Consider the following 26,201-nt stretch of genomic DNA (forward strand, 5'->3'; position numbering starts at 1 on the left):
CATCCAAAGGATGGCCTTTTGTTTGAGAGTGATCGGAAACATAACCGATGCTAACGGGATTATGTCCAGTCAAAGGTAAACAGCACAATCTTATCAACCGGATCGTAAAATAGCAGAACGCCATCGGCTCCGGTATCGCAGTAAGAATATGAGGCCAGCCAACCAATCAGATGAAAGCGTCGACCATCTTCAGTGAGTGGGTAGGCATTTTCATCTCCGTCGCTTCCTGTTTCATACTCCAGCGGGAAGCCATCACACCAGTTCCCAACGCCAGGCTCTGAGCCAATATCATCAACCCAGGCCTGTGGGTTATCCGTCTGATCCCAGGGGTTAAGCATGCCATGTTGCAGATAGAATGCTTTCGCCTTTTCAAGACCCTGCTCACCATCTTCATAGTATTCCGCAAGATCGCTGTCTTCGCGTCCTTCCAGATAGAAATAACGAAAATCACCGAGGAAGGTATAACGATCGTTTTCCAGACGAAATGCCAGCCAGTTTTCCCGGTTGTAATAGTCATGATATTCGGTGGTTCTGCCACCAATCATGCCTTCATAAGGCTCTTTGGGGCTAATAAAATGAATTTTACCAGACCATTCGGGGTTGATGGCGGCAAGGTCAAGGGTTAACAGCGGTAACAGATGACGGCGATGGGCCTTAATATCACCAGCGAAAACCTGTTCAGCCGATGGGAACGGCGTCATAAAAGGTAGTAGGTCTTTGACATCCTGCAAATGTAACTTTTTAGAACTACTCATATACTGATTTCCTGTTCAGCATGGGGTTGCGGTTAATATAGCAAGAAAATATGGTGACAGGAGAGGGGAATAATCGTTAAACGTAGTCAGGTAGTTCAGCCCCATATTGTTGGTTGTTGGCCGCTTTTGTAGATGGTGACGACATCCTGCTGCCGGTTCACGTCGAAAAAAACTAACCATTGGTATTTTTTATCAATGAGATAAAACTGAGGTTCAGGTACACCTGAGGAGAGATACAGCAGTTCTCTCAGTGCGTTTTTCTGACAATCATAGATTTGGCATTCAGCCCCCATTGGCGGGTTCATCAGTAGCAGCCAGTAGTTCACACTTTCCGGTAATTTAACCATCTCTTCCTGATAGAGTGTTATTGTCGGGCAGGTTTTTATCAGTTCTCTGTTTTTGATTTTCGTGGCATCAAGTTTATGAGAATAGATATCCTCATGGGAGAAATGGAAGAATGTTTGAGCGATAGTGGCGATGATATTTTTTCCCCGCCAGAAAGGGTCATTAAACTGAGGGGCAGGGTAGTGCTGTTTGAGGTGGTGGATTTTTTCTTGCCAGTACATTTTTAGAGTCTCTTGTGTGGGGAGGCTGCTTTTCTATCAATATTAAAATAAGCTGGGGTCAGGTGGTAGTAGTTAATGGATAACGCAAGGAATGTATATGCTAAGAACTATCAGTGTTGATATTGATGACAGGCTTGACGACTTTGTGAAACGGATGATTGCTGATGGGCGTTATAGCTCAGTTAATGAAGTGGTGTGCTCGGCGCTTCGCTTGTTGGAACAAAGAGAAGCTCGGGTGAGTGAGTTAAGAGATTTAGTGCTTGCCGGAGAGGAGAGTGGGGAAAGTGGGTTGAGTTTGCGTACTGCTTCGCAAATAGAAAAACGATCCCTATAAATCTCCTTGCCGTTGATTTTCCTTAGCTGTAGCATGGCTGTACGCCTGCAAATTCAGGCGTCGGGCTTGACCTCCTGAAATCCTTCACTGACGACACAAGGCGCGTCTGCGCTTTTTTTGTGTCGTGCGCACGGCTACATCTCAATGGCGGGCCGGGCGGGGGCGTCGTAAGACGCGCCGGTGTCAGTGAGGCCGGTAAGGTCAACCCCGCCCGGTTCCGCCACCCGTGAGATTGACCTCTCCGGCAGCGGTAATAAACATTACTCACTGGAGGTTGCCCTATGGCTACAACCCTCACCCAAACACCCCACCTCTCCATAACTCAGCGTCGCTACACAGTAGGCTATATACCCAATCGAGGCGACACCAGCACACCTTTGCTTAATCTTAGCGGGAAATGGCTAAAAGAAGCCGGATTCGATACCGGTACGGGTGTCACCGTGAAAATCACCGAGGGCTGCATTGTGCTTATTCCTGATAATGACGAAGTGAAGGAACTGAGAGAACAACTGAAGCAAGTCAAACAGGCTGTGAAGGTTATGAATCAGGGACTGGCGGAGACGGTTTGAGTTTCCCCAAAAAGCAAAAACCCGCCAAAAGGCGGGTTTTTAAATGATGGTGCCGGACTCGGAATCGAAATGTATATCTAATGATTTGTAATATAATGATTTTATTGAATTCGATTGTTTTTATACCCTCAATTATGCCCTCATTGCTACTTTGCGGTACATTGAAGGATAAAATCGGAAGAAAAATTTAGCCTATGTTTAGTAAGCTCATCTCATACTTGATATGAGGAAGGGCCATAAGCGTTTGATGCCACAGTACTTGATACCACACACTTGATCAAGGAAAGTTGGCTCTCTTTGAAGTAAACTCGGTCTCTGGATGACAAGTATTTTGACTGAAACCTGTGTGTTAGTTAACAGTGTTGTTTGCCCCTGTTCGACGGCGTTTGATGATCATAATCAATTGGCTTATAGGAGCAACTTGTCACTCATCATGCTACGTTGTAGCATGATGAACTATCAGAGAAATTATTGAGTTAATATAAATATGATAGAGCGCCATCAATTTGAAGTTCTCTTATCCAAGGCAACTGAGCAATTAACCCAAGACTTAAAAAAATCAACCGAGTTTCATTCATCAAAATATTTTGAGCAACAAGTAAGAGTAGTGTTACATGACATACTAAAAGATATGGGAATACTTGTTGACATGAGCCCCCCCGCACAAGAATTTCCAGATATTATTATTGGCAACTTTGGTGTTGAAGTAAAATATTCTGATAAAAATACTTGGCGTTCAATTGCTAACAGCATATTTGAAGGAAGTCGTAAGCAGGGTGTTGATCATGTTTATCTCCTGTTTGGGAAAATTGGTGGCGAGCCTGAAGTTAGATGGGGTAGATATGAAGATAGCATTATGCATGTTAGAACATCTCATGTACCCCGTTTCGAAGTGGAAATTGATGCGAAAGAACCATTATTTAAAAAATTAAATATTAGCTATAACGATTTCCGTATTTTAACTCCAGAAGAAAAAATGCCATATATAAGGAATTATGCAAAAGGGAGATTAAAATCTGGGGAACGTCTTTGGTGGATTGATGATCAACCAGATGAAAGATCTTTACCGCTTGAGGTTAGATTATATACAAAATTAACACAAGACGAAAAAAGACGTTATCGTGCAGAATCCGCAGTATTGTGCCCGCAAATCCTAAGATCAAGCCGTGTTAAAGGGAAATATGATGATATTACTATGTTTCTACTAACGTATTATGGCATTTTGTGCAATCAAGCAAGAGACCTCTTTACTGCTGGTAGCGTCGCGATGAGAGCATCAGATGAGATGGGGGGGAGTATATGTTCTTCGTGCTCTTGAAGATATTGAAAATGAAATGTATGAGGCATTCCATAGTTTAGAAGATGCATTGTTTGTTGAATATTGGGGGGAGAAAATACCCCATGATAAAAGAGTTGAATATTGGTTGAATAAAGCTGATTCTTATATGAAAGAGTGGAGCGATGTAATACCATCTAACGTATTGTTTTTAAATGTTAAATAACCCCCCCACAATAGGAATGCTACCTATTGTGGGGATGTAAGTTATAATTGATCAAGATATTCTTCGACGGCTCGCGCAAGATGCCATGCTAAAACAGGTGGAACCGCGTTACCTATCTGCCGTTCTGTTTCTCTAAGATTTGATTCAAAAACGAAATCATCAGGAAAAGATTGTATTCTTGCTGCCTCTCGCATTGATATTCTACGATCTAATTTATAATGGAATTGGATGTTTCCATGGCATTCAGCTCTTATCGTTTGCGATGGTTTGTCTTCATTTAAACGGCGACTACCTTGATCTGGACTCTTTTTAGCCTTACTCCAAATATGACTGATATCGCGGTTTTCATCGAATGTTTCTAGATCATGAATAGCATCACGACATGTTAGCCATTCATTTTTGTGAAGAACATCGATTGGCTCTTTAAACAATGGGTTACCATGTAATGTTCCTACAATAAAAACACGTTCTCTAGTTTGGGGAACGCCAAAATTAGCTGAGTTGTAAAGTTTGTAACTTACATTATAACCTAATTTACTGAAATCTTGGATAACTCTGTTTAAAGAGTCTTCGTTGTATTTCATTAGAAGACCTTTAACATTTTCAGCTATAAATATTTTAGGCCGAGCTCGTTTTACTGCTTCCACCATCGCGAGATATAAACCGCTACGCTTTCCATCTACACCCGCTCTTTTCCCATTGATAGAAATATCTTGGCAAGGAAAACCTCCGATAAGGACATCACATTCAGTAGGTGTTGAGTCGATAAGTTCCCAAATATCACCTTCAACAATATCGTGAGAAAAATTCTTTTTGTATGTTTTTACTGCATTAGGGTTAAATTCATTGGCCCATATAATTTCAAATTTTGTCTTTTTATATTCATTACCAAGTACTTTAAAATTGCCACAAAAGCCTAAATCCATTCCGCCGCAACCAGCGAAAAGAGAAACTAACTTATATTTATCTTTTCTAAAAAGATCGTTGTTTGACGCTAAGGTTGTCGATATTTTATTTTCAATCCAAGCGGCAAGACTTATCCCTTGAGCTTCAGCTAACGACTTCCACATCTCCTTTTGTGAGGGAGTAATTCGCAGATGGATTTTTTCACTTTTTATTTCCGGTGTAATGTTAATCGTCATTTGGTTCTTCTCTTGGAACTAATCCTGATCTTTTATACATGATATACAAAACACATTGTGCGCACAACACAAGTTTTTAAAAAGTTTAAATTAAACTTAACATTATGTATTTAAATGAATTTATTTAAAATTTATGTTGCGCAAAACACGAAAAAAACGCCGAATTGGTTCAGTCATCATGCATAGCTTAAAATTGTAGCCTCAATTCAGACTGCCGTGTCTCTCATCATGTTCTTCGTCCTCCATCAAACCGTACATTTCGGCCTTTAACATCAAATCGCGCCAGATACTGCGGTAGATATTTTACGGGTGATGACTGGCATCGCTTTATCAACAGGTTGCACTAACCAACAGTCGAAAGAATGGCCCTGCCGCATCGCCCAATGATTAGCGACATCGCCACCAATCCCGGAAGTGAGTCGGGAAACATCATCGAGCTGACAAATCAGCGCCTCGATCTGTTTCAGCGCAGCATCGCGTCCTGTCACGATACGCTCAATGCTGGTCGAGCAAATTAGTTCATTATTATCGGTTAAAACCTCAGCTTCTGTTTGCATGATATTTTGTCCGTAAAAAGCAAATACGCCCGCCGTAAATGGCAGGCGCATTATGCAATGAGTAAAAGAGGAAGTAAGTTCGGGAATGTAGATCGGGAAGACGGCTCGCGAGATTCAGCGTATCGAAGGATGATGGCTTTGTCGCAACAGGCCGGTTGCCTGCCTCGCCCGTAAAATATCTACCGCCCGAAGGTAAGGTGACTGTTCCTGACAGTTAAACCCTCCGCGATCGATACGAACCAGTTCGTACTTTTCCACCAGAAAGTTAACAGCATCAGCCAGCGTAATACCGGCGTTGATGTGCTCCTGAATAACAGTTTCATCGCTGAACGGCGTATCGTTCAGCGTCAGGCCATAGTGTTGCTCCAGCAGGCGTGTAAGTAGCGTTTGCCAGACAAGAACTGGCGGCGGGCATGGCTTCGCCACCCGCTGATTTGCAGGAAGAGTTTTCATATAGTTTCTCGTTGGGAAATGAAATTAACGTTGAGTGGGATAAATCACGATATAAACGTAGCCGTGCGAACCGAGCGTATCGGCCTCGCAGGTCAGTCCTCTGGCATACAGCGTGACGCAGTGCTGATGGTGAATATTCAGTTCACCGCTGGTGAGCATTAACTCCAGCTGTTTCATCAATACCGGGAAAGACTGGTCAAGATGGCGTAAATCTGCATCGCAGAACTGTCCGCTAAAATTCGCACGGTCAGCCAGGTAATGCAGGCTGTTATCTTCCTGTACCAGACGGGCACCAAAACACGGGGAGATGTTGCGTCTGAGTCCCCACCAGGGTTCACTGATATCATGCGTTGTTATCGTGTTTTTCTTCGACAAAATGTAGTCCTCCTTAATCGTGAATTAATTCAGGCTTACGCTGCGTAATACGACATACGGGCCGTTGCGGTCCTGACGGCGCTCCGCGAATACGGCGAGCACTCCGCTGATATCCTGTACTTCCCGACCATGGTAGTGGCAGATGTTGCCTGACCATTTGTATTTACCCGTGCAGAAGCGAAACAGCCGGGACCGGGGATGCTGGCGGTATATCGCCATTGCCTGACGTTTGCTGATAATCTTCATTGCATTGTTCTCCCTTAAAGCCAGCCGCGTTCGGCAAAAGAGAGGCAGTTGCCATTACCAATGATGAGATGATCCATTACCCGTACTTCCACCAGATCCAGGGCATTTACGATCCGGTCAGTAATAGTGCGATCTGCTTTGCTGGCATCCGTCACCCCTGACGGATGGTTATGTGCGAGGATCACCGCTGCCGCGTTGTGGCGCAGTGCTGATTTCACAATCTCGCGGGGATGTACTTCAGTATTGTTAATCGTGCCGAGGAACAGCGTCTCGTGTTCCAGCAGGCGGTTCTTATTATCGAGATATAGCGCCATAAATATTTCCCGTTCCTGTCGGGCAAGACGTAGTTGCAGCCAGTTTTTAGTAAAGCCGGTAGCAATAAACTGCTCGCCAGGTTGACGCTGGTATTTCTCCAGCAGACGCATTGCGCGGCGAATAATACGCTGTTCATTTATCGGGAAGGCAGAAGTTAAATTAAATTCAGACATGACGACTCCTTAGAAAACAAAACACCACGACAAATGAAGTGGGATAACCAAAGGGATTTACGATGCAAGTTGCAGCATATTTTCAGCCATTACCCACAGAGCGCGATTGAGCTTAACGTCACTATCGATGCCATTAATGGCACGAGTTCTGGCACGTTTCCCCTGCGCAGAGCGACCGGATAAGCCGCCCTTAATCAGGTTCTCCTGAATACGTTGATAAGTTGTCCAGAGATCCCCGGATTCATCCTGCCAGCGTCGGGGAGCCAGTAACTGTGATTCGGTAACAGGTTGATGCTCTTCACCAAAACGGTATGTCAGTGCCGCTTTAGCCAGTGCGTGTTGTGCAGGTGGAGGTAACATCAACGACTGCATGGCATCGCATTTTTCTTCAACCTTATCGAAAATACCGAGCACCTCATAAGCCCCTTCAATTACCCTTTCAACAACATTACCTTTATGCGGTACGCGAACTTCACCAAAGGACTCACCGCAAACAAGCCCGTTGCAACAAATAGCTCTGAACAAGCCCGGCAGCATCTGATAGCTACTGGAACCATCATGGCTGTTCAGCAGGATAATTTCCGGCACCTGTTTACCCGTAATTTGCCCCTCGCGGCGCAAACGCAGCATGTGCTTCGTATGTTCGCGTTTACTCTCATCCCGAACACGGGTCTGGCAGGCAAAGAACGGTCGGAAGCCTTCCCGCTGAAGATTATCCAGCAGGGTAATTGTTGGGATGTAGGTATATCTGTCACTTCTGGATTCGTGTTTATTTTCACTGAAAACGCTGGGGACATGGTGCATCAGTTCTTCATGGGTTAATGGGCGGTCACGACGGATCTGGTTCACGCGACCAAAGCGACTGGCTAATCTCATGGATAATTCCTTATTAGAAAACATAAAAGAAAAAGACCATGCCCCGGTAAAGGAGCATGGTCTGTCTGCAATTGGTGTAGGATGTCAAGCTTGGAGTTGAGTTCGATAAATAAAGTTCGTTCTTGATTATTCACCTTAATAATATTTAGCTGTATTTTTATGTGTGTTAAAGAACGCTATTCTATATAAAAGTTCATTAATTAACTTCAGAGTTAATATCATGTGTAATTGCACAATAAATTAGTTGTTTTAGACGTTTCCTTCTTTTATTGCATTTTTGATTTTTACTTCCGTCCCCATGTCGGGTTGGTAATATAATAATATAGCATAACCAATAATTAGTGCTTAATAAGTATGGATAAATAGCACCTATGCAATATTTTAAATATTATTACCAGTTGCTTGTAATAAAATATTACTCACTTCCTAATAATATTGACATGTAATAACAAAAGGGAAAGAGCATGATTAATTTAAGCAGTAATGGTCCATCAAATATAAAACACATAAAAAGAATCAAAGATACTTTAAACAAGTCACTCAGAGAATATCACCGAACAATGATACTTAGAATTGACCTGAGATTGCCAGAAAATAGTCCATATGAAAAAGACTCGACATTAATAACGCGTTTTATGGAATCACTGAAATCCCAGAAGAATGCAGATAGGCTAAATAAAATATCTCTCAGGAAAAGAACTCATCATTGTCGGATAAGATATGTGTGGGTAAGAGAATTTAACAAAAAAGGCAAGAAGCATTATCATCTGGCTTTATTTTTCAATCAAGAAGCTTATGCCTATCCCGGAACATATAAACCTGACCATGAAGGTAAATATCGTCACAACCTGGCATATATGATTATGGAGGCCTGGGTAAGGGCATTACATCTCGATCAAGAGGAGAGCTATCAACAGTATTATCGGCTTATTCAGTTTCCTGATAAGTGTCATGCTCGTCTGAACATGTATGGCTTATCTTACCAGAATGATTATGCAACTATCATGAACAGGTTAAGTTATCTGGCTAAAGAATACAGTAAAGACTATTCGGACGGTAAACGTAACTTTGGTTGCTCTCAGTACTGATTACAATATCATGTCATCAGCGGGATTAGGTGGAGGCTAATCCTCATTAATTATTTTATTACTGACATGTGGATGTTGAGAAGGGGAATGCGTCAACGGTTAATCATTACAGTCAACGCTTCTCCATATCTCTCAATATTTCATATGGAGACAGTCTCATGGACACCCGGAATAACAACACTAGTCTGCTTAACGATAAAATGGTTGATATGAAATTTATCACTGAGTTTACTGGACTGACAGATAAGTGGTTTTACAAGCTGATTAGTGAAGGGCAATTCCCTAAACCTGTGAAATTAGGTCGAAGTTCCCGATGGTTGCAAAGTGAAGTGGAAAAATGGGTTCAGGAACGAATTAATGCCTCACGGCAGTAATATTTTCTATAATGATATATACGCCCATAAAGAACACAAAAATAATAAACACCCTGTAATCATTTCAGATGCTTTAAATGTATTGGGAAGGCAAGGTTATCACCTTGCTATTAAAAACGTCTCAGGGTGGCGTACCGCTCGTTTAAAAGACATTAATAAATGAAGTCCGTTTATTCAGAAAAATGAAATATAGAAATCAGTCTATCTGAGGAGCAGTATCATCCATTGATTGATTGAAATTTACTCAAAAATAAATGTTTGTTTAATGTTGCTAATATTTTTATTTTTTGTTTTAAAATGATATTAAATGCATTATTTTCATCATGATTATATTGCTACTCATGCTACGTAGCATGAGTAGCAAGTACAAACATACTGAATTTATTGTTTTAAATAGATCTTTTCAGTTACACTACCATTGGTGTTTCGTTGTCGATCTATCCATATCCTATCCTCTTCTTCAAGGAATTTTAGAGCTGCATTTAAGCGCCCATTATTCCTCAGATGGGAGTTGCTAATGCTTCTTCGCATATGCGATTTTATAACGAAGTCAATCTCAGGTATTTCTTTCTGATTACTTTCGGCAGCATCATCTAAATCATCAGGCATATTGGCAAAGATTCCTCCAATATTTTTTATGTTTGATAACTCTCGCTTCAGCCAGTTGTAAACATATTCAGCATCCTGTTCTGGTGTTGCCAGTTCAGTTGAAAATAAAATCATTGCCTGATTACCATAAATTCCTGCAAAATATATAGCACAGAGAAGTGTATCGCGTGATATTTCATCTTCATCACGATACTGAAAATAATGTAACAGACCTGCAAGGCGTAAAGCATTCTCTGCCAGTTTCATGAGCAATGCTTTAATAGCGTTGTTTTTAGGATGCGTAGAAATTTCATCCTCAATTTTTCGATAAAATGCCTCAAGTTCTGTTTGAGCATTAGCGGTGAGTTTGAGCGTCTTTGGTTTTTTGCCTTTTTGAAGTTGTTCTTTTAAATTTAATAATAAAATGTTTATTTCTTCATGAAAGCAGACTAATTCTTTACTGTTAGCAATATTACTAGACGACAACCGTGGTGTTACTGATGACGGAATGAATGAAATTAAAAATCTTGATAAAAAACCAGAACTAGCCGCTTTTCTTCCGTGTTTTTTAAAATACTGGATAAATACATCGTATTGAACCATAAGCAACATGGTAAAATGAGCATCATCAATTGAAAAACTCTTTTGGCTACGACGCTCAATATCAACAGGAGCACCATCCCATAACTCATTCAGAAATCCAAGATTATTTTTAGCCCGGCCTTCAAAAAACACACTTGCTTCATCTGACATTAGCCCCGCAGTAGGAATATTATCATATAGACCTCGTTGCATCGCTTCAGGTGTTGTGTCTGTATATATCAGCTTGATTTTTTTTGGTGGCGGAGGTTGGTTAAGCGCAAGTTTTTTCAACTCATCCTGTTCAGACTGACAATCTTCACCGTTTCCGATTTTTTGTGTTAGTTTTCTTAAAACAGATTTATTTGTGGCGTTCCACATCAGCATTTGTGCATTATGTATCAGGAGCGCATCGCTGTAATTTTTCTTCTCCGTTTTTTCAAACTCAAGAATAGGTTTCATGACCAGTGAATAAATTGTTGATTTTCTCTCACCTGAGTCGGCAATAACCAGATTATACAGGCTACATGGCTTAATTCTGCCATCAGGAAACTGAATTTCGATAAAGGCCTGACACGCCAGAGATACAGCGGAGAGTACCGTTCCTGTAATTAGCTCAATGGGGGCGCTAATGTCCCTGCATAATGCAGTAATCACATTACGCAGTACCGGAGGGAGTGAGTCAACAGGATAACCGGTGTTCTTTGCCAGTTCCCTGGAAAGGCTCATTTTCTCAGCCTCTTCGAGTGGTTCTCCCCAGGGTCTGAATGGGTACGACATCTTGTCATTAAACATAGCTTTTTGCTTGCCTCAATTTGCCAATATCTTCCGGGCAGGATAACAAAAAGAAAGAGAGAAACCATGCTTTAACGATGGAAACCTGCCCGTTGTAGGCATCCTAAACAGTAAACGTAGACACTGATGATTCATTACCAAAAGACATGACCAGGATCATTGTATGCATTAATCAACGGGGAGCAGGTCACATGGTCTACTATAGATAACGCGATGATATTAATCGGAATCAATATCATCAACAATACTTCGTACACTATATTTTTTATCAGTTGGGCCAGTGACACAGGAGAATATTTGGGGCGTTTTCAGTCGCTATAGCGCGTCACTGTAAACTGCGCTCTACCTTTGTGACGAGTGGTAATCACTGGACTGTATCTCGCTTCAATTTGAAACATCATTATCAGAACGTTTAATCACACTGAATGAACAACTGCCCAGAGCCTGTAAGTATTTTTCCTCTATAACAATAACTTTTTTGATATTGGATATATCTAAATAAGTAAATCATAACCATTAAGTACAGATTCAAAAAATAAAAGGGAGGAAGTTATCCATCCCTTTTTATTAACTTGGTTACTCAAGTTATGAGATTTATAATGATCGACGTGTAATATGTTCTTTTATATTGTTTTCATATGCCTTCGTTGTTAACTTAATCTCGGTTACTAATTTATGATATTTGTATTTTTGAAAAAAATGGGCCACCATGAATACGTTCTCCTGCCTCGTAGATATATTTTCCGTTAAGAATGGTCACAAACTGATCCCCATCATTATTTATTCTAAGCTTAATGGCATTCAATGGTACATTTAATACAATTTCCGGCTTGGAATTTGTACTAAAAATATAACGGGCTTCTCCATAAACGTAGCAAATGCTGACATGCTTATCACCCTCTATCGAGAAGGCATCAAAAATAATATCTTCAGCATTACATGAATCATCAGGATTGGCAAAAGAAGAAAAAGAAAATAAGCCAGAAATGGCAAATATTAAAATGCTAATAAATTCTTTCATGGATGTCCTTAAATAATTAAGCCACATAATCTTCCTTTGTTGAAAGGTGTATTAGTCTTTTTGTTGATTGAAAATAATATTATGTTTCTGTAACTCCGAATTCATATCGTTAATGCAATAGGTGATGTAATAAATATTAAAAATGAACGTGTAGAATGGGTTCATTTTCAGTTCGAACTTGAACTCATTTAAAGCATATGTCTGCAATGCACTTTTTGCTTTAAACGTCCAGACAATAATCATCACGGCAGAAGCCAATGATAATAAATTAGCAATATAATCAAAAATAGTCATATCGTCGCTTATTGCTATACCAATGTCTGATAATAACCAGCCAAACCCCGTAACGATTGCAAACCATAGTGGATAGTCTTTAGCAACAAATTCATTCTTTGTTTCTTCTGTTATCTTTGTCTGATTGAGGTACAACCACATCATAGGGTAGATACCACCCGTAACAATAGACAGAAGCACAAAATTAGAAATTTTCGTATTGATAGTATTCTTCAGCATATTTACATTACTATGATTCATGTTATTCCCTATTAATTTTTTCGGCCAAAATTGTATGTGAAGTTACCATAATTGGTTTCCACACTCGCCTCTAAGGGGCGACATTTTGTATAATCTCGATTAGTATAAACATTAAAATAGATACTTTCCCCAAAATCAAATGTGGATTTCATGACCATTCTTGACTCACTTTCTGCACTTAATTTTACGCCACAGTTCCCACGATTAACTTTAAACCCATTAATTTTTAAACCATCTATTTTACTGGTGATGTTATATTTCCACCAATACGTAGCAACAGTTCCATTACTCCAGTTAGAAGTTGTTACATTAATATCAATAACGTCATCAGCATTGTATTTTTGAATTTGTTGTTGATTATCTACAGAGTTTGTTTGAGAATTTTTAATAAATATTCCTTTTGTGGTTAATTCATCTCTAATTTTGATTGTGTCGGATTTGCAATAATGTTTGGAAATTTCTTTTCCTTTGTTGTTAATATTTGAAAAATAAGTCATAGCCTTATTTTCATCTGCATTTATGTAATAGCTAACCACAACTCTCCCATCAATTTCTCCATCAGTCCCTGTGAGGGTATAGTAAGGATATCTTAAATCAGGATCTGATAACTCTTCTTTAATGCCTCCAGAGGGAACATCCAATTTAATAACTGAACCTCCCTCATCAGGATCATCTCCAGGTGCAAGGAATGCGATGTAAACTGTATCGCTGACATGACTAACCGTCATCTGATCACCATCATCGAGCGTACATTTCAAGTCATAATTTCCATTCGCGAAAGAAGGACCTGCGAATAAAACACCAGAAATAAACAGAACACTAATATTTAATTTATTCATTTCTACTACCTTATTAAATAATTAAGCCCCCTGAACTCAGGAGGCGAATAAAAACTACTAATATAATTGCTCTGAAACTGCCAATGCCCCAAGTAGCCAACCAATAGATTGAGGACCAACTGCCCAAAATATTTTGGCTTTGAATATTCCAATGGCACCTTCGCGGGTATATATTGCATCAGGCATTAACCACTGCCGAATAAAGGCACCAATTAGCATTCCAACACCAGGGCCAACCGTCAGCCAGAACAAAATTTTCACCCCGTGCCAAAAGCCATAAATTTTCCCTGTCGCTGAAAATAGATTAAATAATACAATAATCAGTGACAACACGAACGCGAGAATAAAATACTTTATTGCGGTATGATGCATATGGTTAGCCTCATTTTTATAAATAAAATGTATCTACTCACGACAATCATAGTTATTCTTCACGTATACATTGTTGTAAAGAATTTCTCATATTTTGCTGAAAGTCAGAGGGTGGGGCTGTTCGTTGATCGCCAATCGCTTTTAGTAATTTTGGCGGATAAATAGCACTCATCTTTTCCCAGGTGCAAGCACATACAGAACCGTTACGGGTTGCAATTTTACACCCCGTCATAAATTGTCTTTTCTCTGGCAAATCGCAACCAGTGAGCATTGCTGTGATAAGAGCAATAGAGGCGATAAGCCCCCTTCTGGAGTAAATACTTTCTGCAAAATTAATGTTCATTTGTAATCCCTTAAAAAATTGAATTTTTCCGAATTCTGTTTGTGTCATAGCAGAAGAACTCATAAGCCTTCCGATAGGTTTTTTCTAATCCCCAGGATAAAACTCTATGGGGCTGCCACCTGCTTTTGCTTCGTCTTCCATTTACTCCTTCTCTTTACTAACCCAGTCCAGACGGAAATCTTGCTGCGAAAGCCACTGAGCGATTTTCAAAATTTCCAACAGGTAACTGCGCGATTGAATGCAAGATTTTGTGATTTTTTCAGGAAGATGAAGATGTGTAAAATTGTTAATACCGATCGAAATTACGAAATCGATCGACACTATCTATTTATAAAAACGATCAATTAACAATAATTAATCTGCAATAACTATTAAAAAACGTAAACCGATCGGTGGAGTAGATCAATCAATGAGAAGAATTTGAAGGGAACAGGAACGTGATAGATATGCTATCTGAGAGATGGAAAGATAAATACATCAATATAATCAGTCAAATGTATGCTCGCAGTTACGACATTCATACCGGTCAAACAGTACACCATCCATGACCGACCCAGTAACAGCTCCAGCCGTTGCCCCGGCGACAAACCGTCCCAGCAGAGCACCAATAACCGCCCCTGTCGCTGTCCCCACTACAGGCAAAACTGAACCAATCGCAGCACCAGTCCCTGCGCCACTGAGAGCGCCAGCCGCTCCGCCGACAATACCTCCCGTCTTCCTGCCAATATGACGTTCACTTACGCGGTCAGAACCGCATTCCGGGCATATCGTAGTCATTTTACAATTCTCCTTGATTTCAGTTTGTTAGAAAGCAAAAAGGCACCCGGACGTTAAAGTACGGATGCCTCTTGTGCGTAATTGGTGTACTACACGAATTATCTGGTCTGCATTGGGTTATTGAGTTTTGCATAATCAAACGGACTAATTGTTTCCTCCCGGTTAGCATCAAGAAAGTCGGCCCACCATTGCAGCATCAGCTTACGCTCGTCGATAAACTCCGCTTTATGGATATACGCTGCGCGTACACCGTTACGCTCCTGATGGCTCATCTGGCGCTCTACGGCATCTTTCGACCACAGTCCCGATTCAATCAAAGAGCTACAGGCCATCGTGCGAAAGCCGTGACCGCAGACCTCAACTTTCGAGTTATATCCCATCACCCGTAAGGCTGTATTGACCGTGTTTTCACTCATCGGTTTATACGGATCGCGATCGCCAGTGAATATCAGGTCATATTCACCGCTGATTTGTTTTATCTGTTTCAGGATCTCCAGCGCCTGACTGGAAAGCGGAACCATGTGCGGTGTTTTCATCTTTGAGCCACGTTCAGAAAACTTCACGCCGGGGATTAGCTCACGTTTAGGCGGTATCACCCACATGGATTTCTTAAAATCAATCTCAGACCAGCGGGCGAAGCGTAACTCACTGGAACGAATGAATATCAACAGAGTGAATTCTACAGCCAGTCGGGTGAGAGGTTGCCCTTTGTAAACATCAATGCGGGTGATCAGTTCTGACAGGCGATGAAGCGGAAGGGCAGGGCGATGCTCACGTTCAACGGTTGCCAGTGCTCCGGCCATATCAATCGCCGGGTTATAGTCAATCATGCCCGACTGCGCCGCGTATCGCATAACGGCTGAGATACGTTGTTGCAGGCGCGATGCCGTTTCATAAATCTCCTTTGCCTCAGCCTCTTTCACCGGGACGAGAAGATCGGGGGTTTTCAGCGTTTTGATATCTCGTGAACCGATAGAAGGAAATACATGTGTCTCCAGGCTGGTCAGCACTTTGGCCCGGTGTGCTTCAGACCACTTCTTGTTGCTGGCGTGCCACCGACGGGCGATTGTTTCAAAGGTATCCGATGCCTCCGAATCCGATTTTTTAGCCCGTTTTTGTTCACAGGGATCGATACCCTGTGCGATGAGCTTTCTGGCGTCATCGCGCAATGAGCGAGCTTCAGACAGTGAGATATCGGGATAGAGGCCAAGCGCCAGCGTTTTCTCTTTTCCCTGATGGCGGTAGCGTAGCCGCCAGTAGCGCGAGCCGTTAGGGTGAACCAGCAGATGCATGTTGCCAGTATCTGCCAGTTTGTAGGGTTTTTCATCCGGTTTGGCAGCCCGGATCTTTGCATCGGTTAATGCCATGACGGGTTTCCTGCATTATGTTGAGGGTACAAATATTATCGAATCAGACTATACCCTCAATTGTACCCTCGCAAGGGGGTAGATGTGGGTAGAAGCTGATTGAGTTCAGTTGAGATGGACAGGCTGGGGTTTATTGATTTTACTGGGGATATACAAACAAAAACGGACCTCCGTAGAGGTCCGTTGATATGAATTTGGTGCCCGGACTCGGAATCGAACCAAGGACACGGGGATTTTCAATCCCCTGCTCTACCGACTGAGCTATCCGGGCAGTGGAGCGACATTAAACCGGATTACGTGCCGAAGGTCAAATACTTTAAACCAGTAAGGCTATAAAACGGGGCTAATTGGTTTTTTTTTCATCAGTTTTGTCATTAACTTCATAATTTTCAAATCGGCAGAGTAGAGAAATCAGACATGTTTCAGGCTCGGGTTGCTAATAATAATCTGTGATTAGCATGTATACTGCGCAATTCAAATGATAACGGTGAGTTATCATTAAGAATGATGAATGCATGATTAGTAAATTGCTGTTAATTCAATATCCGCTAATCTAATGATAATGAAACATCACAGGCATTCGGCCTGCGCGATATAAGATGGAACTCCCTAAAGTATGAATGATGTACTGCAAATTATGCACTTGATTGGCCTTGGTTTGGTGTTGCTGATTCCATTGACCAATCCTTTAACATCGGTAGCGCTGTTTCTCAGTCTGAGCGGTGATATGAGCCGTGAAGAGCGCCATAGTCAGGCTATGATGGCATCATTCTATGTGTTTTTGATTCTGGTTATCTCATTCTTCTGCGGTGAGTTGGTGATGCGATTGTTTGGTATCTCAATTCCGGGGCTGCGTATTGCCGGCGGATTAATTGTGGCTTATATCGGTTTCAGAATGCTGTTTCCTCCGGTGCATCCACCTAAGCCAGAGAAGACAGAAAGCGAAGAGACAAAGGTACTGAAACCGACGACGCAAAGCATCGCTTTTGTTCCTATTGCTATGCCGAGCACCGCCGGGCCGGGTACTATTGCGATGGTTATTTCTGCAGCATCAACCTGGCATCAGGTAGGTAACTATAGTGAATGGATGGTCTATACCGCTGTGGTGCTAGCGGCAGTGATATTATCGCTGGTGTTGTGGGGCTGTTTACGTAGTTCCGATTTGATTATGAAAGGTGTCGGTAAAAGCGGAATTGAAGCCATCTCCCGGGTTATGGGCTTCCTGCTGGTATGTATGGGCGTTCAGTTTATGATTAATGGTGTATTCGAACTGATTAAAACTTATCCCGGAACATAATTGATTCAATCCCAAAGAGATAATTTGTTACCTGAGTAACTAATTTATTTGTTCGGTGAAAGGCGTGTTGAAAGCCCCTTTCATGAGCGATACTATAGGCTCACTTTAATTATATTTGTCGATCGGAACGACAAAACAGACCTCAGATAAATACGGGAAGATGTCATGGAGAAGTGTCAAAAGTGTGGGAATATGTCGGTCAACGACAACGGAGAGTGCGTTGTTTGTGATGAATCGGCATCCGTCAATCCTTATGCAGTTTCTGCTGCGGTTACCGATAGTTTTCCTATCGATGATATTTACTCTACCCCTGAAGCAGAGGAATATTCAAAAATCTTTGTTGGTAGCAAATACTACTCCTTCTTTCCCCATGGTGGTGACATTCCTAAAAGCTGGAACTGGGCGGCATTTTTTATCGGTGTGTTCTGGTTCATTTATCGCAAAATGTATCTGTATGCCGCGATTTATCTGGGGCTTGGTTTCCTGTTGACGGGCATTCAGTCAATGCTGGGTATATCCGAGGTGATTACCAACGTTATCAGTATCGGCATGGGCGTCGGGGCTGGTATCCTGGCTAACCGTCTGTATAAACAGCATATGGATAAGAAAATTGCCGAAACGCTGGCGGTTGCTCAAAAATCAGAAATTATCCCGGCACTGAAAGCTAAAGGTGGTACCAATTTGGTTGGGGCGCTGGTTGCGTTTGGTATCCTGTTCGCCATTATTGTGATGTCGATGTCGGCAATGGGGATTTAAATAATTCCGTTTTCGCCACAATAAAAATGCCGCTTATGCGGCATTTTTATTGGTGACAATATTTTTAGATTAGAAAGAATATCACTGTCAGTATCAGGAACAGTGGTATCAGAATACCGAACGACCACTTCATATAGCCGAAAAAGCTTGGCATCGCGATGCCGCTTTGCGTGGCAATACTCTTCACCATAAAGTTTGGCGCATTACCAATATAGGTCAGTGCACCCATAAATACCGAACCCATCGAGATTGCCAGCAGCGTTTGCTGTAATGGCCCCATGAGTGTTGCGGCGTCACCGGCGGCCAGATTAAAGAACACCAGATAGGTTGGGGCATTATCCAGGAATCCGGACAACGCACCGGATAGCCAGAAGTACATGGCGTTAATTGGTGCACCCTCTGAGTCAGAAACCATGGCAACCAGGCCGGCCATATGTCCATCCTGACCTGCCCGCAAAATAGCTAATACCGGGCCGATAGTAATGAAGATTCCGGCAAACAGTTTGCCCACTTCCAGTATAGGCTCCCAACTAAACTGATTGGCTGAGCGAACCTGTTTAGCGGTTATCATCATCGACAGAGCGGCAATCACCAGTAGCAGAATGTCACGTGTGATATTTTGCAATTCCATGTGTACACCCAGCACAATGAACTCTACGCCAGATTTCCAGAAGCCGGAGAGTAAAACGCTGCCAACGACCGCCAACAGCAGAATAAAATTAAATTTACCATACAGGCGTAATTTGGAGTCAGGGGTAGGATCGCGCGCTTCAATTTCATCTTCACGTTTGTAATAGTGGCTGTCTACCAGATAGAACAGCGCCAGCAAGACCAGCGTGCTGATTAAAACCGGTAGTAGCATATGTTTGGCAGTCCAGAAAAAGTCGACACCTTTCAGAAAGCCGATGAATAGTGGTGGATCTCCCAGCGGCGTGAGCCCTCCACCAATATTAGCCACCAAAAATATAAAGAAGATAATCACATGTACCCGGTGCTTACGGTTATCGTTTGCTCTGATAAGCGGACGAATCAACAGCATTGCTGCACCGGTGGTTCCCATCAGTGAAGCAAGAATCGCTCCGATGGCCAGTAGGGCGGTATTTAGTTTAGGTGAGCCATGCAGATTGCCTTTCACTAAAATGCCGCCAGACACGGTAAACAGGGCGAACAGTAAGATAATAAAAGGAATGTACTCAGCCAGAATGGCATGAGCGACTAACCCAACGCTGGTTCCCATACCGAAAGTAATCGTAAATGGAATAAGAAACAGCACTGACCATAACGCGGTGATTTTACCGAAATGATGATGCCAGATAGTAGGGATAAGCAAGGGGCACAGTGCAATCGACAACAGAATACCGACAAATGGAATACCCCATCCCAGACTCAATGTTGAACCATCAATATCTGCTGCAAAACTGGTAGCAGGTATCATCAAGCCAGACAAAAGGCATAATAGTTTTAATAATAATGGACGGGACATTAGCGGTTGCTCCGGTAACCAATATATAAAAATGAAAAATCGTTTCAGTATTTGAGCAAAAATAAGGTGCCCCTGTCAAAATACTGACGGCATCTGGTTTTTGCTGGTGTAGGAGATAGTTCGTTTGTAATAACGATTTGTAAAATATATGACTTGATAAGATAAACGCTTTGGAATAGCACAATATATACCGTTAACTATTATCTTTTTACAACTCGTTACTGCGGTTATTTATACACCTAAAGCAACGAGTTAGTGGTATGTTTCATCAAATTTTAATCAATCAAGAATGTTGATATCAACCGTAGTGTAAGAACCATCAGGCAGCATCATTAACGTCATATCCGCTTTTTGGCTATGGTTTAACACGCGTTGGACGTTAAGGGCATCGGAAGTTTCAAAGAAATTTTCGGCATCCTGATAGCTTAATCCACCCTTCATTTTTCGTTCAATCAGACGCTGCTTCAGATTTTCTATTGGGCTGGTAATAAAAATACTGTAATCACACAGAGTAATCAGTTCCTGCCAGCCAGGTTCTTTCAACAATAACCAGTTGCCTTCAATCACCAGAATAGGGGACGTAACCTCAATGGCATTATGCAGCGGATCGTGAAGATTGCGGTCATAAGCAGGCCAACGGGCTTCCGGCTGTTGTAATGTCGCTATGTAGTCTTTGAGCAGCCCCAAATCAAAGGTTTCGGGTGCACCTTTACGGGCTCGAAGGTTATGCTCATCCAGATAGCTGTTATAACGGTGGAAGCCATCCATCGGCAGCCCTTGCAGGTCTTTTAGTGCCATATCCTGACGAGACAAGATTTGCCAAAAGCTGGTCAGGGTTGATTTACCAATACCAGGAGGCGCTGCAAGAAAGACAATTAGCCGCTGTTTTTTACGACGTTGGAATTCAGTCAACATTCGCAGCAAAGGCAGATGAAGATCCCGTATATCCTTATCCGGAAATGTGGCGATATAGCTAAGGCCATTAATATCCAATTCCACATTCATCAGTATATTCCTTTAATACTGTGGTGACGGAAAACCATCTGTCGTCACGGTTTGGTTGTTGAGTGATTGAAAAACTTAAACAGAATAATATCAGGTTTTGTACGTTTGCCTGTGATGGTTCGCATCCATTAAAAAACCGGCAATACGATTGTTCGCCGGTTTTGTGCAATATCGCTCAGTAGTCTGAGATTATTCCTGGTTGTTTTGTTGCTTGTTTTCTAATTTTTGTTGTTGTGCTGCCATTTTTTCACGCTGGCGCCTTTGCCAAAAAATAACGATAGCGACGGCAACAACGATGCCAATAATTTGCGGTAAGCTGATACCACCCATAACAGAATTCCTTATTGTTGGGTTTATGCCGCTGACAGTTTGAACTGGCAGCGGCATGAGCGGATTATCTCCGGTAATTTTTCTGTGCCGTATTCACTTTATTCAAGTAATTACGTGATTCAGCCGATGGATGCTTGGTAGTCAGTGTCTCATACACATCACCCGGCGACATACGGTTAATCACATCCGGTGCTTTGTTTCGATCGCTGGAGAACACTCGCAACACGCTACCGGCACCACCGTTATAGGCGGTAATAACCGCATAGCGGCGCGATGTAGGGTTAGTAATTCCACCCAGATAGCTGTTTTGCAGAATCGACAGATAAGCGGTACCGGTATCAATATTGTTTTCCGGATCGAACAGGAAGTTACGACTCGGTTGTCCTGATTTACCCTGCATTTTAAAGACGTCACGGCCAGCGGTATGTTGCATTACCTGCATCAGACCCAGTGCGTCGGAACGGCTGACGGCATAAGGGTTAAAGCTGGATTCGGTCTGCATAATTGCCAGAATCAGTGACTCTTCAACGTTATATTTACGGGCGGCTTTACGTACCAATGGCAGATATTTATGGGCACGTTTATCCAGGTGGTTTGCGACCAATGGAATATCCACCGACCAGATTACCCGCAGTCCTGATGAACGCTTCTTCAGTTTAGTCTGAATGATATAGTCAGCAAAATGCGTGGCGCGCCATTGCCAGCGAATAGTATTGCCATCCTGATCCAGTACCTGACCATACAGGAACGGTTCTTTACTGATCTGAATATCGTTAGCGTCAGAATAAAGATCGGTGGTTTGCGGATCTTCACCCATCAATAAGGTGGTAATAATAGCCTGACGCAGGCTGGCTTCCGGGTTCTCTGTCGCCAGCGTTTCCACGGTAATCACACCGGCATCGAAGTTAATATGGCTACGGGTACGATACTGATCGGTATATTTCACATAGTCTTTCGGCCCGGCAATCAGGACTTCATGCATACCCCAGATGTTTTCGACGTTATGGGCAAACTGGCCCATCATAATATCGAAGGCATTGGTGTCTTTAATATATTTATCATCATCCTGAGGTTTTTTCTTACTGCCGCCTCCACACGAGACCAGCAAGGGCGCTATCAGCAGTAGCGCGCAGATTTTTTTTAAATTAATGATCATTTTTTAATGGCGCATTATTCAAAACAAAGATTATTGGCTTGGTGGTGTGTAACCATCGATGTGGACATCTTTACCTTCAAACAGGAAATTTACCATTTCCTGTTCCAGTAATTTGCGGTGTTCCGGGTCCATCATATTTAATTTCTTTTCATTGATGAGCATCGTTTGTTTACTCATCCATAGCGCCCATGCTTCTTTCGAAATCTCGTTAAAAATCCGTTTGCCTAATTCACCAGGATAAAGCTGGAAGTCTTGCCCGTCGGCTTCTTTTTGCAGGTAAGTACAGAAAATGGTTCTGCTCATGCTAATCCTCGTGTTCATTTTTAAGCTGATTAAGTAATCGTTCAACTGGCGTTGCCAGCCCGACGGATGGCGGTTGAGTCAGGTTGTACCATATACCCTGACTCTGTTCCTGACAGCGCTGACCGGGCACCATATTAAGCAACATCGGCGTAATATCCAGGTGGAAATGGCTGAAAGTATGGCGAAAAGCCGTCTGCTGTTTTAAATCATCGGCAGACATTCCTCGTTGTTCCAGCCAGTGAGTCAGCGAGCTCCAATCGCTAAACTGAGGAAAGCAGTAAAGACCTCCCCAGAGCCCGACATCCGGTCGTTGTTCCAGCCAGACTTTATCATTGTTCTTAAGTAACAGGAACCATGCGTTTTTCTCCGGTATTTTTTGTTTTGGTTTTTTTCCCGGATAGTCAGCCCAGCTCTGATTGGCGTAGGCGATACAACCTGAATTGAGTGGACATAATTCACACTTAGGACGAGAGCGAGTACAGACCAGCGCACCAAGATCCATCATGGCCTGATTGAATTGAGCGACGCCTTCTGACGGGGTGACTTCAGTACTGATGTCCCAAAGGCGTTTTTCCACCTCCTTTTTCCCCGGCCAGCCTTCTACGGCATAGCAACGGGCGATGACCCGTTTTACGTTGCCATCAAGAATCGGATAGTGCTGATTAAGCGATAGGGAGAGTATGGCTCCCGCGGTAGAACGGCCAATGCCCGGCAGGTTGTGTACGGTGTCAAAATCCGTTGGAAAAACGCCCTGATATTGCAGGGCAATGGTTTTTGCTGCTTTATGCAGATTACGCGCTCTGGCGTAATAGCCTAGCCCTGTCCAGAGATGCAATACCTCATCCGTAGGTGCCGCCGCCAGAGCGTTAATATCAGGGAATTGAGCAATAAAACGCTGAAAATAAGGGATAACAGTAGTGACCTGCGTTTGTTGCAGCATGACTTCAGAAAGCCAGACATGATACGGCGTTTTTTCAATTTGCCAGGGAAGGGTCTTACGGCCAAACTTTTGGTACCAGTTCAAAACAGCCTGTGCAAATGGTTTTGCTTGCATCATATAAATGTGACATTTCTCGGAGAATAAAACAGATGGCGTGATTCCAGCACAGACATTAGCCAGAGTAAACCTTAACCTGAAATAATCATCAGGAATAACCCAAATGGTTTGTCGCGGATTGTTTAAGGATTAAGGCAATATAGGGTATGATGCCAGCCTGAAATTTTTATATTCATCATTAACAGCGGCCGGTATAAACAGAATTTTTTATGATTAACGATGTCATTTCCCCTGAATTTAATGAAGACGGCCGCGCGATGCGCCGCATTCGTAGTTTTGTTCGCCGTCAGGGGCGGCTGACAAAAGGCCAGCAATATGCGCTGGATAACTACTGGCCAGTGATGGGCGTAGAGTTTCAACCAGAAGCTCTGAACCTGTCGGAACTGTTTGGGCGGGAAGCGCCAGTTACGCTGGAAATCGGCTTTGGTATGGGTATGTCGCTGGTTAAAATGGCGCAAGATAACCCACAGCAGGATTTTCTGGGGATTGAAGTTCATAGCCCGGGTGTCGGTGCCTGTCTCTCTTCCGCTCATGAAGCCGGAGTAGGGAACTTGCGGGTGATGTGCCATGATGCGGTTGAAGTGCTGGACAAGATGATCCCTGACGCTTCTCTGGATATGGTTCAATTGTTCTTTCCCGATCCCTGGCATAAAGCTCGCCATCATAAGCGCCGAATTCTTCAGACGCCGTTTGCGTTGGCGATACTGAAAAAATTAAAAGTGGGTGGTGTTTTTCATATGGCCACCGACTGGGAAAATTATGCAGAGCATATGTTAGAAGTGATGAACGCGATTCCGGCATATCGTAATTTGTCGGTTGATGGTACTTATGTGCCACGTCCTGATTCTCGCCCGTTAACCAAGTTTGAGTTACGCGGCCATCGTTTAGGACATGGTGTATGGGATTTGATGTTTGAGAGGAGTGAATAATGGCACATCAACGTAGTCGTCGTTTACGTAAAAAAATGCGTATCGATGAGTTTCAGGAAATCGGATTTTTAATCAGTTGGGCATTTCCTGAAGGAACCGCGGTTGAGAAGATCGACGCAACAATTGATAACTTTATCAACGAAGTGTTTGAAGCCCACGACCTCTCCTTTGAGGGCGGCGGCTATCTTAAGTGGGATGGTCTGGTATGCCTGCAAAAGATCGGTAAATGTACCGAAGAGCATCGTGGTATTGTGACTAACTGGCTGGAAGACAAAGGTATGCTGGATGTGAAAGCCAGCGAGCTGATGGATATTAATTATTACGAAGAGTAATGGTTAAGTCGGGGGGAATGATTTTCCCCCGATCGTTTTCAGTTTTGGGTAAGGTTGATTATCCACAGTATTGAACAGTTTTAACTAATTCTGCTATTTTTCAGTTAATCCCCCTAAGCGATGAACACCTGATAGACTCTGATGTCTATAGTCTGGTTGAACCAACAAAAGTACGATTTCGCATTAACCATTGAGGAATAATTATGTTACGAAAAACCGGCGCGGCCCTTTTGCTGTTGATGGCCTGGCAGGCGCAAGCGGCTTATGAATGTAATGTAAAACCACAGGATGATATTTTTATTAACCAGGATACGGTTAAAGTTGCTGGTGCCAGCGGTGAGCTGGTGATTGGTAAGAATGGTGATGTGACCCGTAATGGTAAAGTATTAACCCTTTCTGATGCAGCTCGCGCTCAGGCAGTGAGCTATCAAACCAATTTGCGTACCGATTTGCCTTATATTAACGACGGTGTTCGTTCACGCCTGAAAACCGCTCAGGGTGCACTGGATAACGTGATTGTTAAGCAATTGGGCACCGAGAGTAATGTGCGTAAACGTTTAGTCACTCTGAGCTCAGAACTGACGAAAGAGATGGAAAAAGTACTGGAGCCTCGCGCAGAAGGTTTAGCTTTTCACCATCAGGCCGTTTCACAAGTTGAAGCGAATGGTCAGGCGATTATGCAAAATACTCTGGGCGGCGTATTACAGGACAGCATTAACGAACTGGGTATCCAGCAAGTGGCTAAAGCCGGTAAGTCTGGTAATCCTCTGCAGGCAGTATTAGGCAGTCTGGGTGGCTTACAGCAGCAAATTAAAGACGAGTGGAAGAAGCAAGAGAAAGACTTCAACCAGTTCGGTAAAGAAGCATGCGGTCGGGTGACGGTGCTGGAGCAGCAGCGAGCCGATTTATTGAAGGTATTACCACAGTAATTTCATAGCAATATATAACAAAGCCCGCATTAATGTGGGCTTTATGTTTTTTTAAATATAGTTGTGGGCTAACAACATCTTATT

General features: G+C 42.7%; 34 protein-coding genes, 1 tRNA gene and 1 pseudogene. 12 read left to right on the plus strand and 24 right to left on the minus strand.

Going from position 1 to position 26,201, the window contains the following annotated elements; translation table 11 throughout:
• Positions 1-59: 59 nt before the first annotated feature.
• Together I2494_RS11710 and I2494_RS11715 are read right to left on the minus strand one after the other, a co-directional pair.
• The gene (locus I2494_RS11710; protein WP_218466840.1) at positions 60-755 is read right to left on the minus strand and encodes a hypothetical protein; all 696 of its coding nucleotides are present in this window, start codon (positions 753-755) and stop codon (positions 60-62) included.
• Positions 756-850: 95 nt separating this feature from the next.
• Positions 851-1,321, minus strand: a complete 471-nt coding sequence (locus I2494_RS11715) for a hypothetical protein (protein ID WP_218466839.1) — start codon at positions 1,319-1,321, stop codon at positions 851-853.
• A 97-nt stretch (positions 1,322-1,418) separates the two neighbouring features.
• Between I2494_RS11715 and I2494_RS11720 the strand changes: the two genes are divergently transcribed.
• The 4 genes from I2494_RS11720 to I2494_RS11735 all read left to right on the plus strand — a co-directional run bounded on the left by I2494_RS11720 (position 1,419) and on the right by I2494_RS11735 (position 3,726).
• The gene (locus I2494_RS11720; RefSeq protein ID WP_218466838.1) at positions 1,419-1,655 is read left to right on the plus strand and encodes a type II toxin-antitoxin system ParD family antitoxin; all 237 of its coding nucleotides are present in this window, start codon (positions 1,419-1,421) and stop codon (positions 1,653-1,655) included.
• Between the two features lie 281 nt (positions 1,656-1,936).
• Positions 1,937-2,224 carry a SymE family type I addiction module toxin gene (locus I2494_RS11725; RefSeq protein WP_218466837.1) on the plus strand — a complete coding sequence of 96 codons (288 nt, stop codon included), beginning with the start codon at positions 1,937-1,939 and terminating at the stop codon, positions 2,222-2,224.
• Between the two features lie 487 nt (positions 2,225-2,711).
• On the plus strand, positions 2,712-3,542 hold the full coding sequence (locus I2494_RS11730; RefSeq protein ID WP_228350934.1) for a restriction endonuclease: 831 nt from the start codon (positions 2,712-2,714) through the stop codon (positions 3,540-3,542).
• Positions 3,505-3,726: a hypothetical protein gene (locus tag I2494_RS11735; protein WP_228350935.1), complete on the plus strand. Its 222-nt coding sequence runs from the start codon at positions 3,505-3,507 to the stop codon at positions 3,724-3,726. Before I2494_RS11730 ends, I2494_RS11735 begins: the two co-directional genes overlap by 38 nt.
• A gap of 41 nt (positions 3,727-3,767) precedes the next feature.
• Here I2494_RS11735 and dcm read toward each other — a convergent pair whose 3' ends face one another.
• From dcm to I2494_RS11770, 7 genes and pseudogenes are all read right to left on the minus strand, one after another.
• The gene (gene dcm, locus I2494_RS11740; protein ID WP_218466836.1) at positions 3,768-4,868 is read right to left on the minus strand and encodes a DNA cytosine methyltransferase; all 1,101 of its coding nucleotides are present in this window, start codon (positions 4,866-4,868) and stop codon (positions 3,768-3,770) included.
• A gap of 222 nt (positions 4,869-5,090) precedes the next feature.
• Positions 5,091-5,425 (minus strand): annotated as a pseudogene (locus I2494_RS11745) (DUF4942 domain-containing protein); the annotation flags it as partial.
• Positions 5,426-5,539: 114 nt separating this feature from the next.
• Positions 5,540-5,878: a TA system toxin CbtA family protein gene (locus tag I2494_RS11750; protein WP_218466835.1), complete on the minus strand. Its 339-nt coding sequence runs from the start codon at positions 5,876-5,878 to the stop codon at positions 5,540-5,542.
• 24 nt (positions 5,879-5,902) lie between these two features.
• Positions 5,903-6,253 (minus strand): type IV toxin-antitoxin system YeeU family antitoxin, encoded by a 351-nt coding sequence (locus tag I2494_RS11755; protein ID WP_267081279.1) that lies wholly within the window; start codon positions 6,251-6,253, stop codon positions 5,903-5,905.
• 24 nt (positions 6,254-6,277) lie between these two features.
• Positions 6,278-6,499 carry a DUF987 domain-containing protein gene (locus I2494_RS11760; protein WP_218466834.1) on the minus strand — a complete coding sequence of 74 codons (222 nt, stop codon included), beginning with the start codon at positions 6,497-6,499 and terminating at the stop codon, positions 6,278-6,280.
• A gap of 14 nt (positions 6,500-6,513) precedes the next feature.
• Entirely contained in the window at positions 6,514-6,987 is a 474-nt protein-coding gene (gene radC, locus I2494_RS11765) for a RadC family protein (RefSeq protein ID WP_218466833.1), read from the minus strand.
• Between the two features lie 57 nt (positions 6,988-7,044).
• The gene (locus I2494_RS11770) at positions 7,045-7,863 is read right to left on the minus strand and encodes a DUF932 domain-containing protein (protein WP_218466832.1); all 819 of its coding nucleotides are present in this window, start codon (positions 7,861-7,863) and stop codon (positions 7,045-7,047) included.
• 464 nt (positions 7,864-8,327) lie between these two features.
• Here I2494_RS11770 and I2494_RS11775 point away from each other — a divergent pair, with 464 nt between their 5' ends.
• The 3 genes from I2494_RS11775 to I2494_RS11785 all read left to right on the plus strand — a co-directional run bounded on the left by I2494_RS11775 (position 8,328) and on the right by I2494_RS11785 (position 9,488).
• Entirely contained in the window at positions 8,328-8,951 is a 624-nt protein-coding gene (locus I2494_RS11775) for an inovirus Gp2 family protein (protein WP_218466831.1), read from the plus strand.
• 158 nt (positions 8,952-9,109) lie between these two features.
• A complete protein-coding gene (locus I2494_RS11780) occupies positions 9,110-9,325 on the plus strand; it encodes a helix-turn-helix transcriptional regulator (protein WP_218466830.1) in 216 nt (71 codons plus the stop codon).
• Positions 9,309-9,488, plus strand: a complete 180-nt coding sequence (locus I2494_RS11785; RefSeq protein WP_218466829.1) for a hypothetical protein — start codon at positions 9,309-9,311, stop codon at positions 9,486-9,488. The genes I2494_RS11780 and I2494_RS11785 overlap by 17 nt, the downstream gene beginning before the upstream one ends.
• A gap of 218 nt (positions 9,489-9,706) precedes the next feature.
• Here the strand turns inward: I2494_RS11785 and I2494_RS11790 are convergent, their stop codons facing one another.
• The 9 genes from I2494_RS11790 to I2494_RS11830 form a co-directional block, all read right to left on the minus strand.
• Entirely contained in the window at positions 9,707-11,287 is a 1,581-nt protein-coding gene (locus tag I2494_RS11790; RefSeq protein WP_218466828.1) for a YfjI family protein, read from the minus strand.
• Between the two features lie 673 nt (positions 11,288-11,960).
• Positions 11,961-12,308 carry a hypothetical protein gene (locus tag I2494_RS11795; protein WP_218466827.1) on the minus strand — a complete coding sequence of 116 codons (348 nt, stop codon included), beginning with the start codon at positions 12,306-12,308 and terminating at the stop codon, positions 11,961-11,963.
• 51 nt (positions 12,309-12,359) lie between these two features.
• Positions 12,360-12,842 (minus strand): DUF4234 domain-containing protein, encoded by a 483-nt coding sequence (locus I2494_RS11800; protein ID WP_218466826.1) that lies wholly within the window; start codon positions 12,840-12,842, stop codon positions 12,360-12,362.
• Between the two features lie 11 nt (positions 12,843-12,853).
• Positions 12,854-13,681, minus strand: coding sequence for a hypothetical protein (locus tag I2494_RS11805; protein ID WP_218466825.1), 828 nt, complete (start codon positions 13,679-13,681; stop codon positions 12,854-12,856).
• A 57-nt stretch (positions 13,682-13,738) separates the two neighbouring features.
• A complete protein-coding gene (locus I2494_RS11810) occupies positions 13,739-14,053 on the minus strand; it encodes a hypothetical protein (RefSeq protein WP_218466824.1) in 315 nt (104 codons plus the stop codon).
• Between the two features lie 52 nt (positions 14,054-14,105).
• On the minus strand, positions 14,106-14,459 hold the full coding sequence (locus I2494_RS11815) for a hypothetical protein (RefSeq protein ID WP_218466823.1): 354 nt from the start codon (positions 14,457-14,459) through the stop codon (positions 14,106-14,108).
• 423 nt (positions 14,460-14,882) lie between these two features.
• Positions 14,883-15,173, minus strand: coding sequence for a hypothetical protein (locus I2494_RS11820; protein WP_218466822.1), 291 nt, complete (start codon positions 15,171-15,173; stop codon positions 14,883-14,885).
• 98 nt (positions 15,174-15,271) lie between these two features.
• The gene (locus I2494_RS11825; protein ID WP_218466821.1) at positions 15,272-16,540 is read right to left on the minus strand and encodes a tyrosine-type recombinase/integrase; all 1,269 of its coding nucleotides are present in this window, start codon (positions 16,538-16,540) and stop codon (positions 15,272-15,274) included.
• Between the two features lie 195 nt (positions 16,541-16,735).
• Positions 16,736-16,811 (minus strand) — tRNA-Phe (locus I2494_RS11830).
• A gap of 345 nt (positions 16,812-17,156) precedes the next feature.
• On the opposite strand from I2494_RS11830, the gene I2494_RS11835 reads away from it, so the two are divergent.
• A complete protein-coding gene (locus I2494_RS11835) occupies positions 17,157-17,837 on the plus strand; it encodes a MarC family NAAT transporter (protein WP_218466820.1) in 681 nt (226 codons plus the stop codon).
• Positions 17,838-18,002: 165 nt separating this feature from the next.
• A complete protein-coding gene (locus I2494_RS11840; protein ID WP_218466819.1) occupies positions 18,003-18,593 on the plus strand; it encodes a DUF2628 domain-containing protein in 591 nt (196 codons plus the stop codon).
• Between the two features lie 64 nt (positions 18,594-18,657).
• Here the strand turns inward: I2494_RS11840 and I2494_RS11845 are convergent, their stop codons facing one another.
• From I2494_RS11845 to mutY, 6 genes are all read right to left on the minus strand, one after another.
• Positions 18,658-20,076 (minus strand): sodium:proton antiporter, encoded by a 1,419-nt coding sequence (locus tag I2494_RS11845; protein WP_218466818.1) that lies wholly within the window; start codon positions 20,074-20,076, stop codon positions 18,658-18,660.
• A gap of 279 nt (positions 20,077-20,355) precedes the next feature.
• Positions 20,356-21,081 carry a nucleoside/nucleotide kinase family protein gene (locus I2494_RS11850; protein ID WP_218466817.1) on the minus strand — a complete coding sequence of 242 codons (726 nt, stop codon included), beginning with the start codon at positions 21,079-21,081 and terminating at the stop codon, positions 20,356-20,358.
• Between the two features lie 189 nt (positions 21,082-21,270).
• Entirely contained in the window at positions 21,271-21,411 is a 141-nt protein-coding gene (locus tag I2494_RS11855) for a hypothetical protein (protein ID WP_218466816.1), read from the minus strand.
• A gap of 64 nt (positions 21,412-21,475) precedes the next feature.
• The gene (mltC, locus tag I2494_RS11860) at positions 21,476-22,567 is read right to left on the minus strand and encodes a membrane-bound lytic murein transglycosylase MltC (protein ID WP_218466815.1); all 1,092 of its coding nucleotides are present in this window, start codon (positions 22,565-22,567) and stop codon (positions 21,476-21,478) included.
• Positions 22,568-22,597: 30 nt separating this feature from the next.
• A complete protein-coding gene (locus I2494_RS11865) occupies positions 22,598-22,870 on the minus strand; it encodes an oxidative damage protection protein (RefSeq protein WP_130590393.1) in 273 nt (90 codons plus the stop codon).
• A 1-nt stretch (position 22,871) separates the two neighbouring features.
• Complete coding sequence (gene mutY / locus I2494_RS11870; RefSeq protein WP_218466814.1) at positions 22,872-23,927, minus strand: A/G-specific adenine glycosylase; 1,056 nt, start codon at positions 23,925-23,927, stop codon at positions 22,872-22,874.
• Between the two features lie 209 nt (positions 23,928-24,136).
• On the opposite strand from mutY, the gene trmB reads away from it, so the two are divergent.
• The 3 genes from trmB to I2494_RS11885 all read left to right on the plus strand — a co-directional run bounded on the left by trmB (position 24,137) and on the right by I2494_RS11885 (position 26,117).
• The gene (gene trmB / locus I2494_RS11875) at positions 24,137-24,856 is read left to right on the plus strand and encodes a tRNA (guanosine(46)-N7)-methyltransferase TrmB (RefSeq protein ID WP_218466813.1); all 720 of its coding nucleotides are present in this window, start codon (positions 24,137-24,139) and stop codon (positions 24,854-24,856) included.
• Positions 24,856-25,188, plus strand: a complete 333-nt coding sequence (locus tag I2494_RS11880) for a YggL family protein (protein WP_140919839.1) — start codon at positions 24,856-24,858, stop codon at positions 25,186-25,188. Before trmB ends, I2494_RS11880 begins: the two co-directional genes overlap by 1 nt.
• Positions 25,189-25,391: 203 nt before the next feature.
• Positions 25,392-26,117 (plus strand): DUF2884 family protein, encoded by a 726-nt coding sequence (locus I2494_RS11885; RefSeq protein WP_218466812.1) that lies wholly within the window; start codon positions 25,392-25,394, stop codon positions 26,115-26,117.
• Positions 26,118-26,201: the final 84 nt, after the last annotated feature.

This window comes from Limnobaculum allomyrinae (assembly GCF_016649425.1).
Taxonomy (GTDB): domain Bacteria; phylum Pseudomonadota; class Gammaproteobacteria; order Enterobacterales; family Enterobacteriaceae; genus Limnobaculum; species Limnobaculum allomyrinae.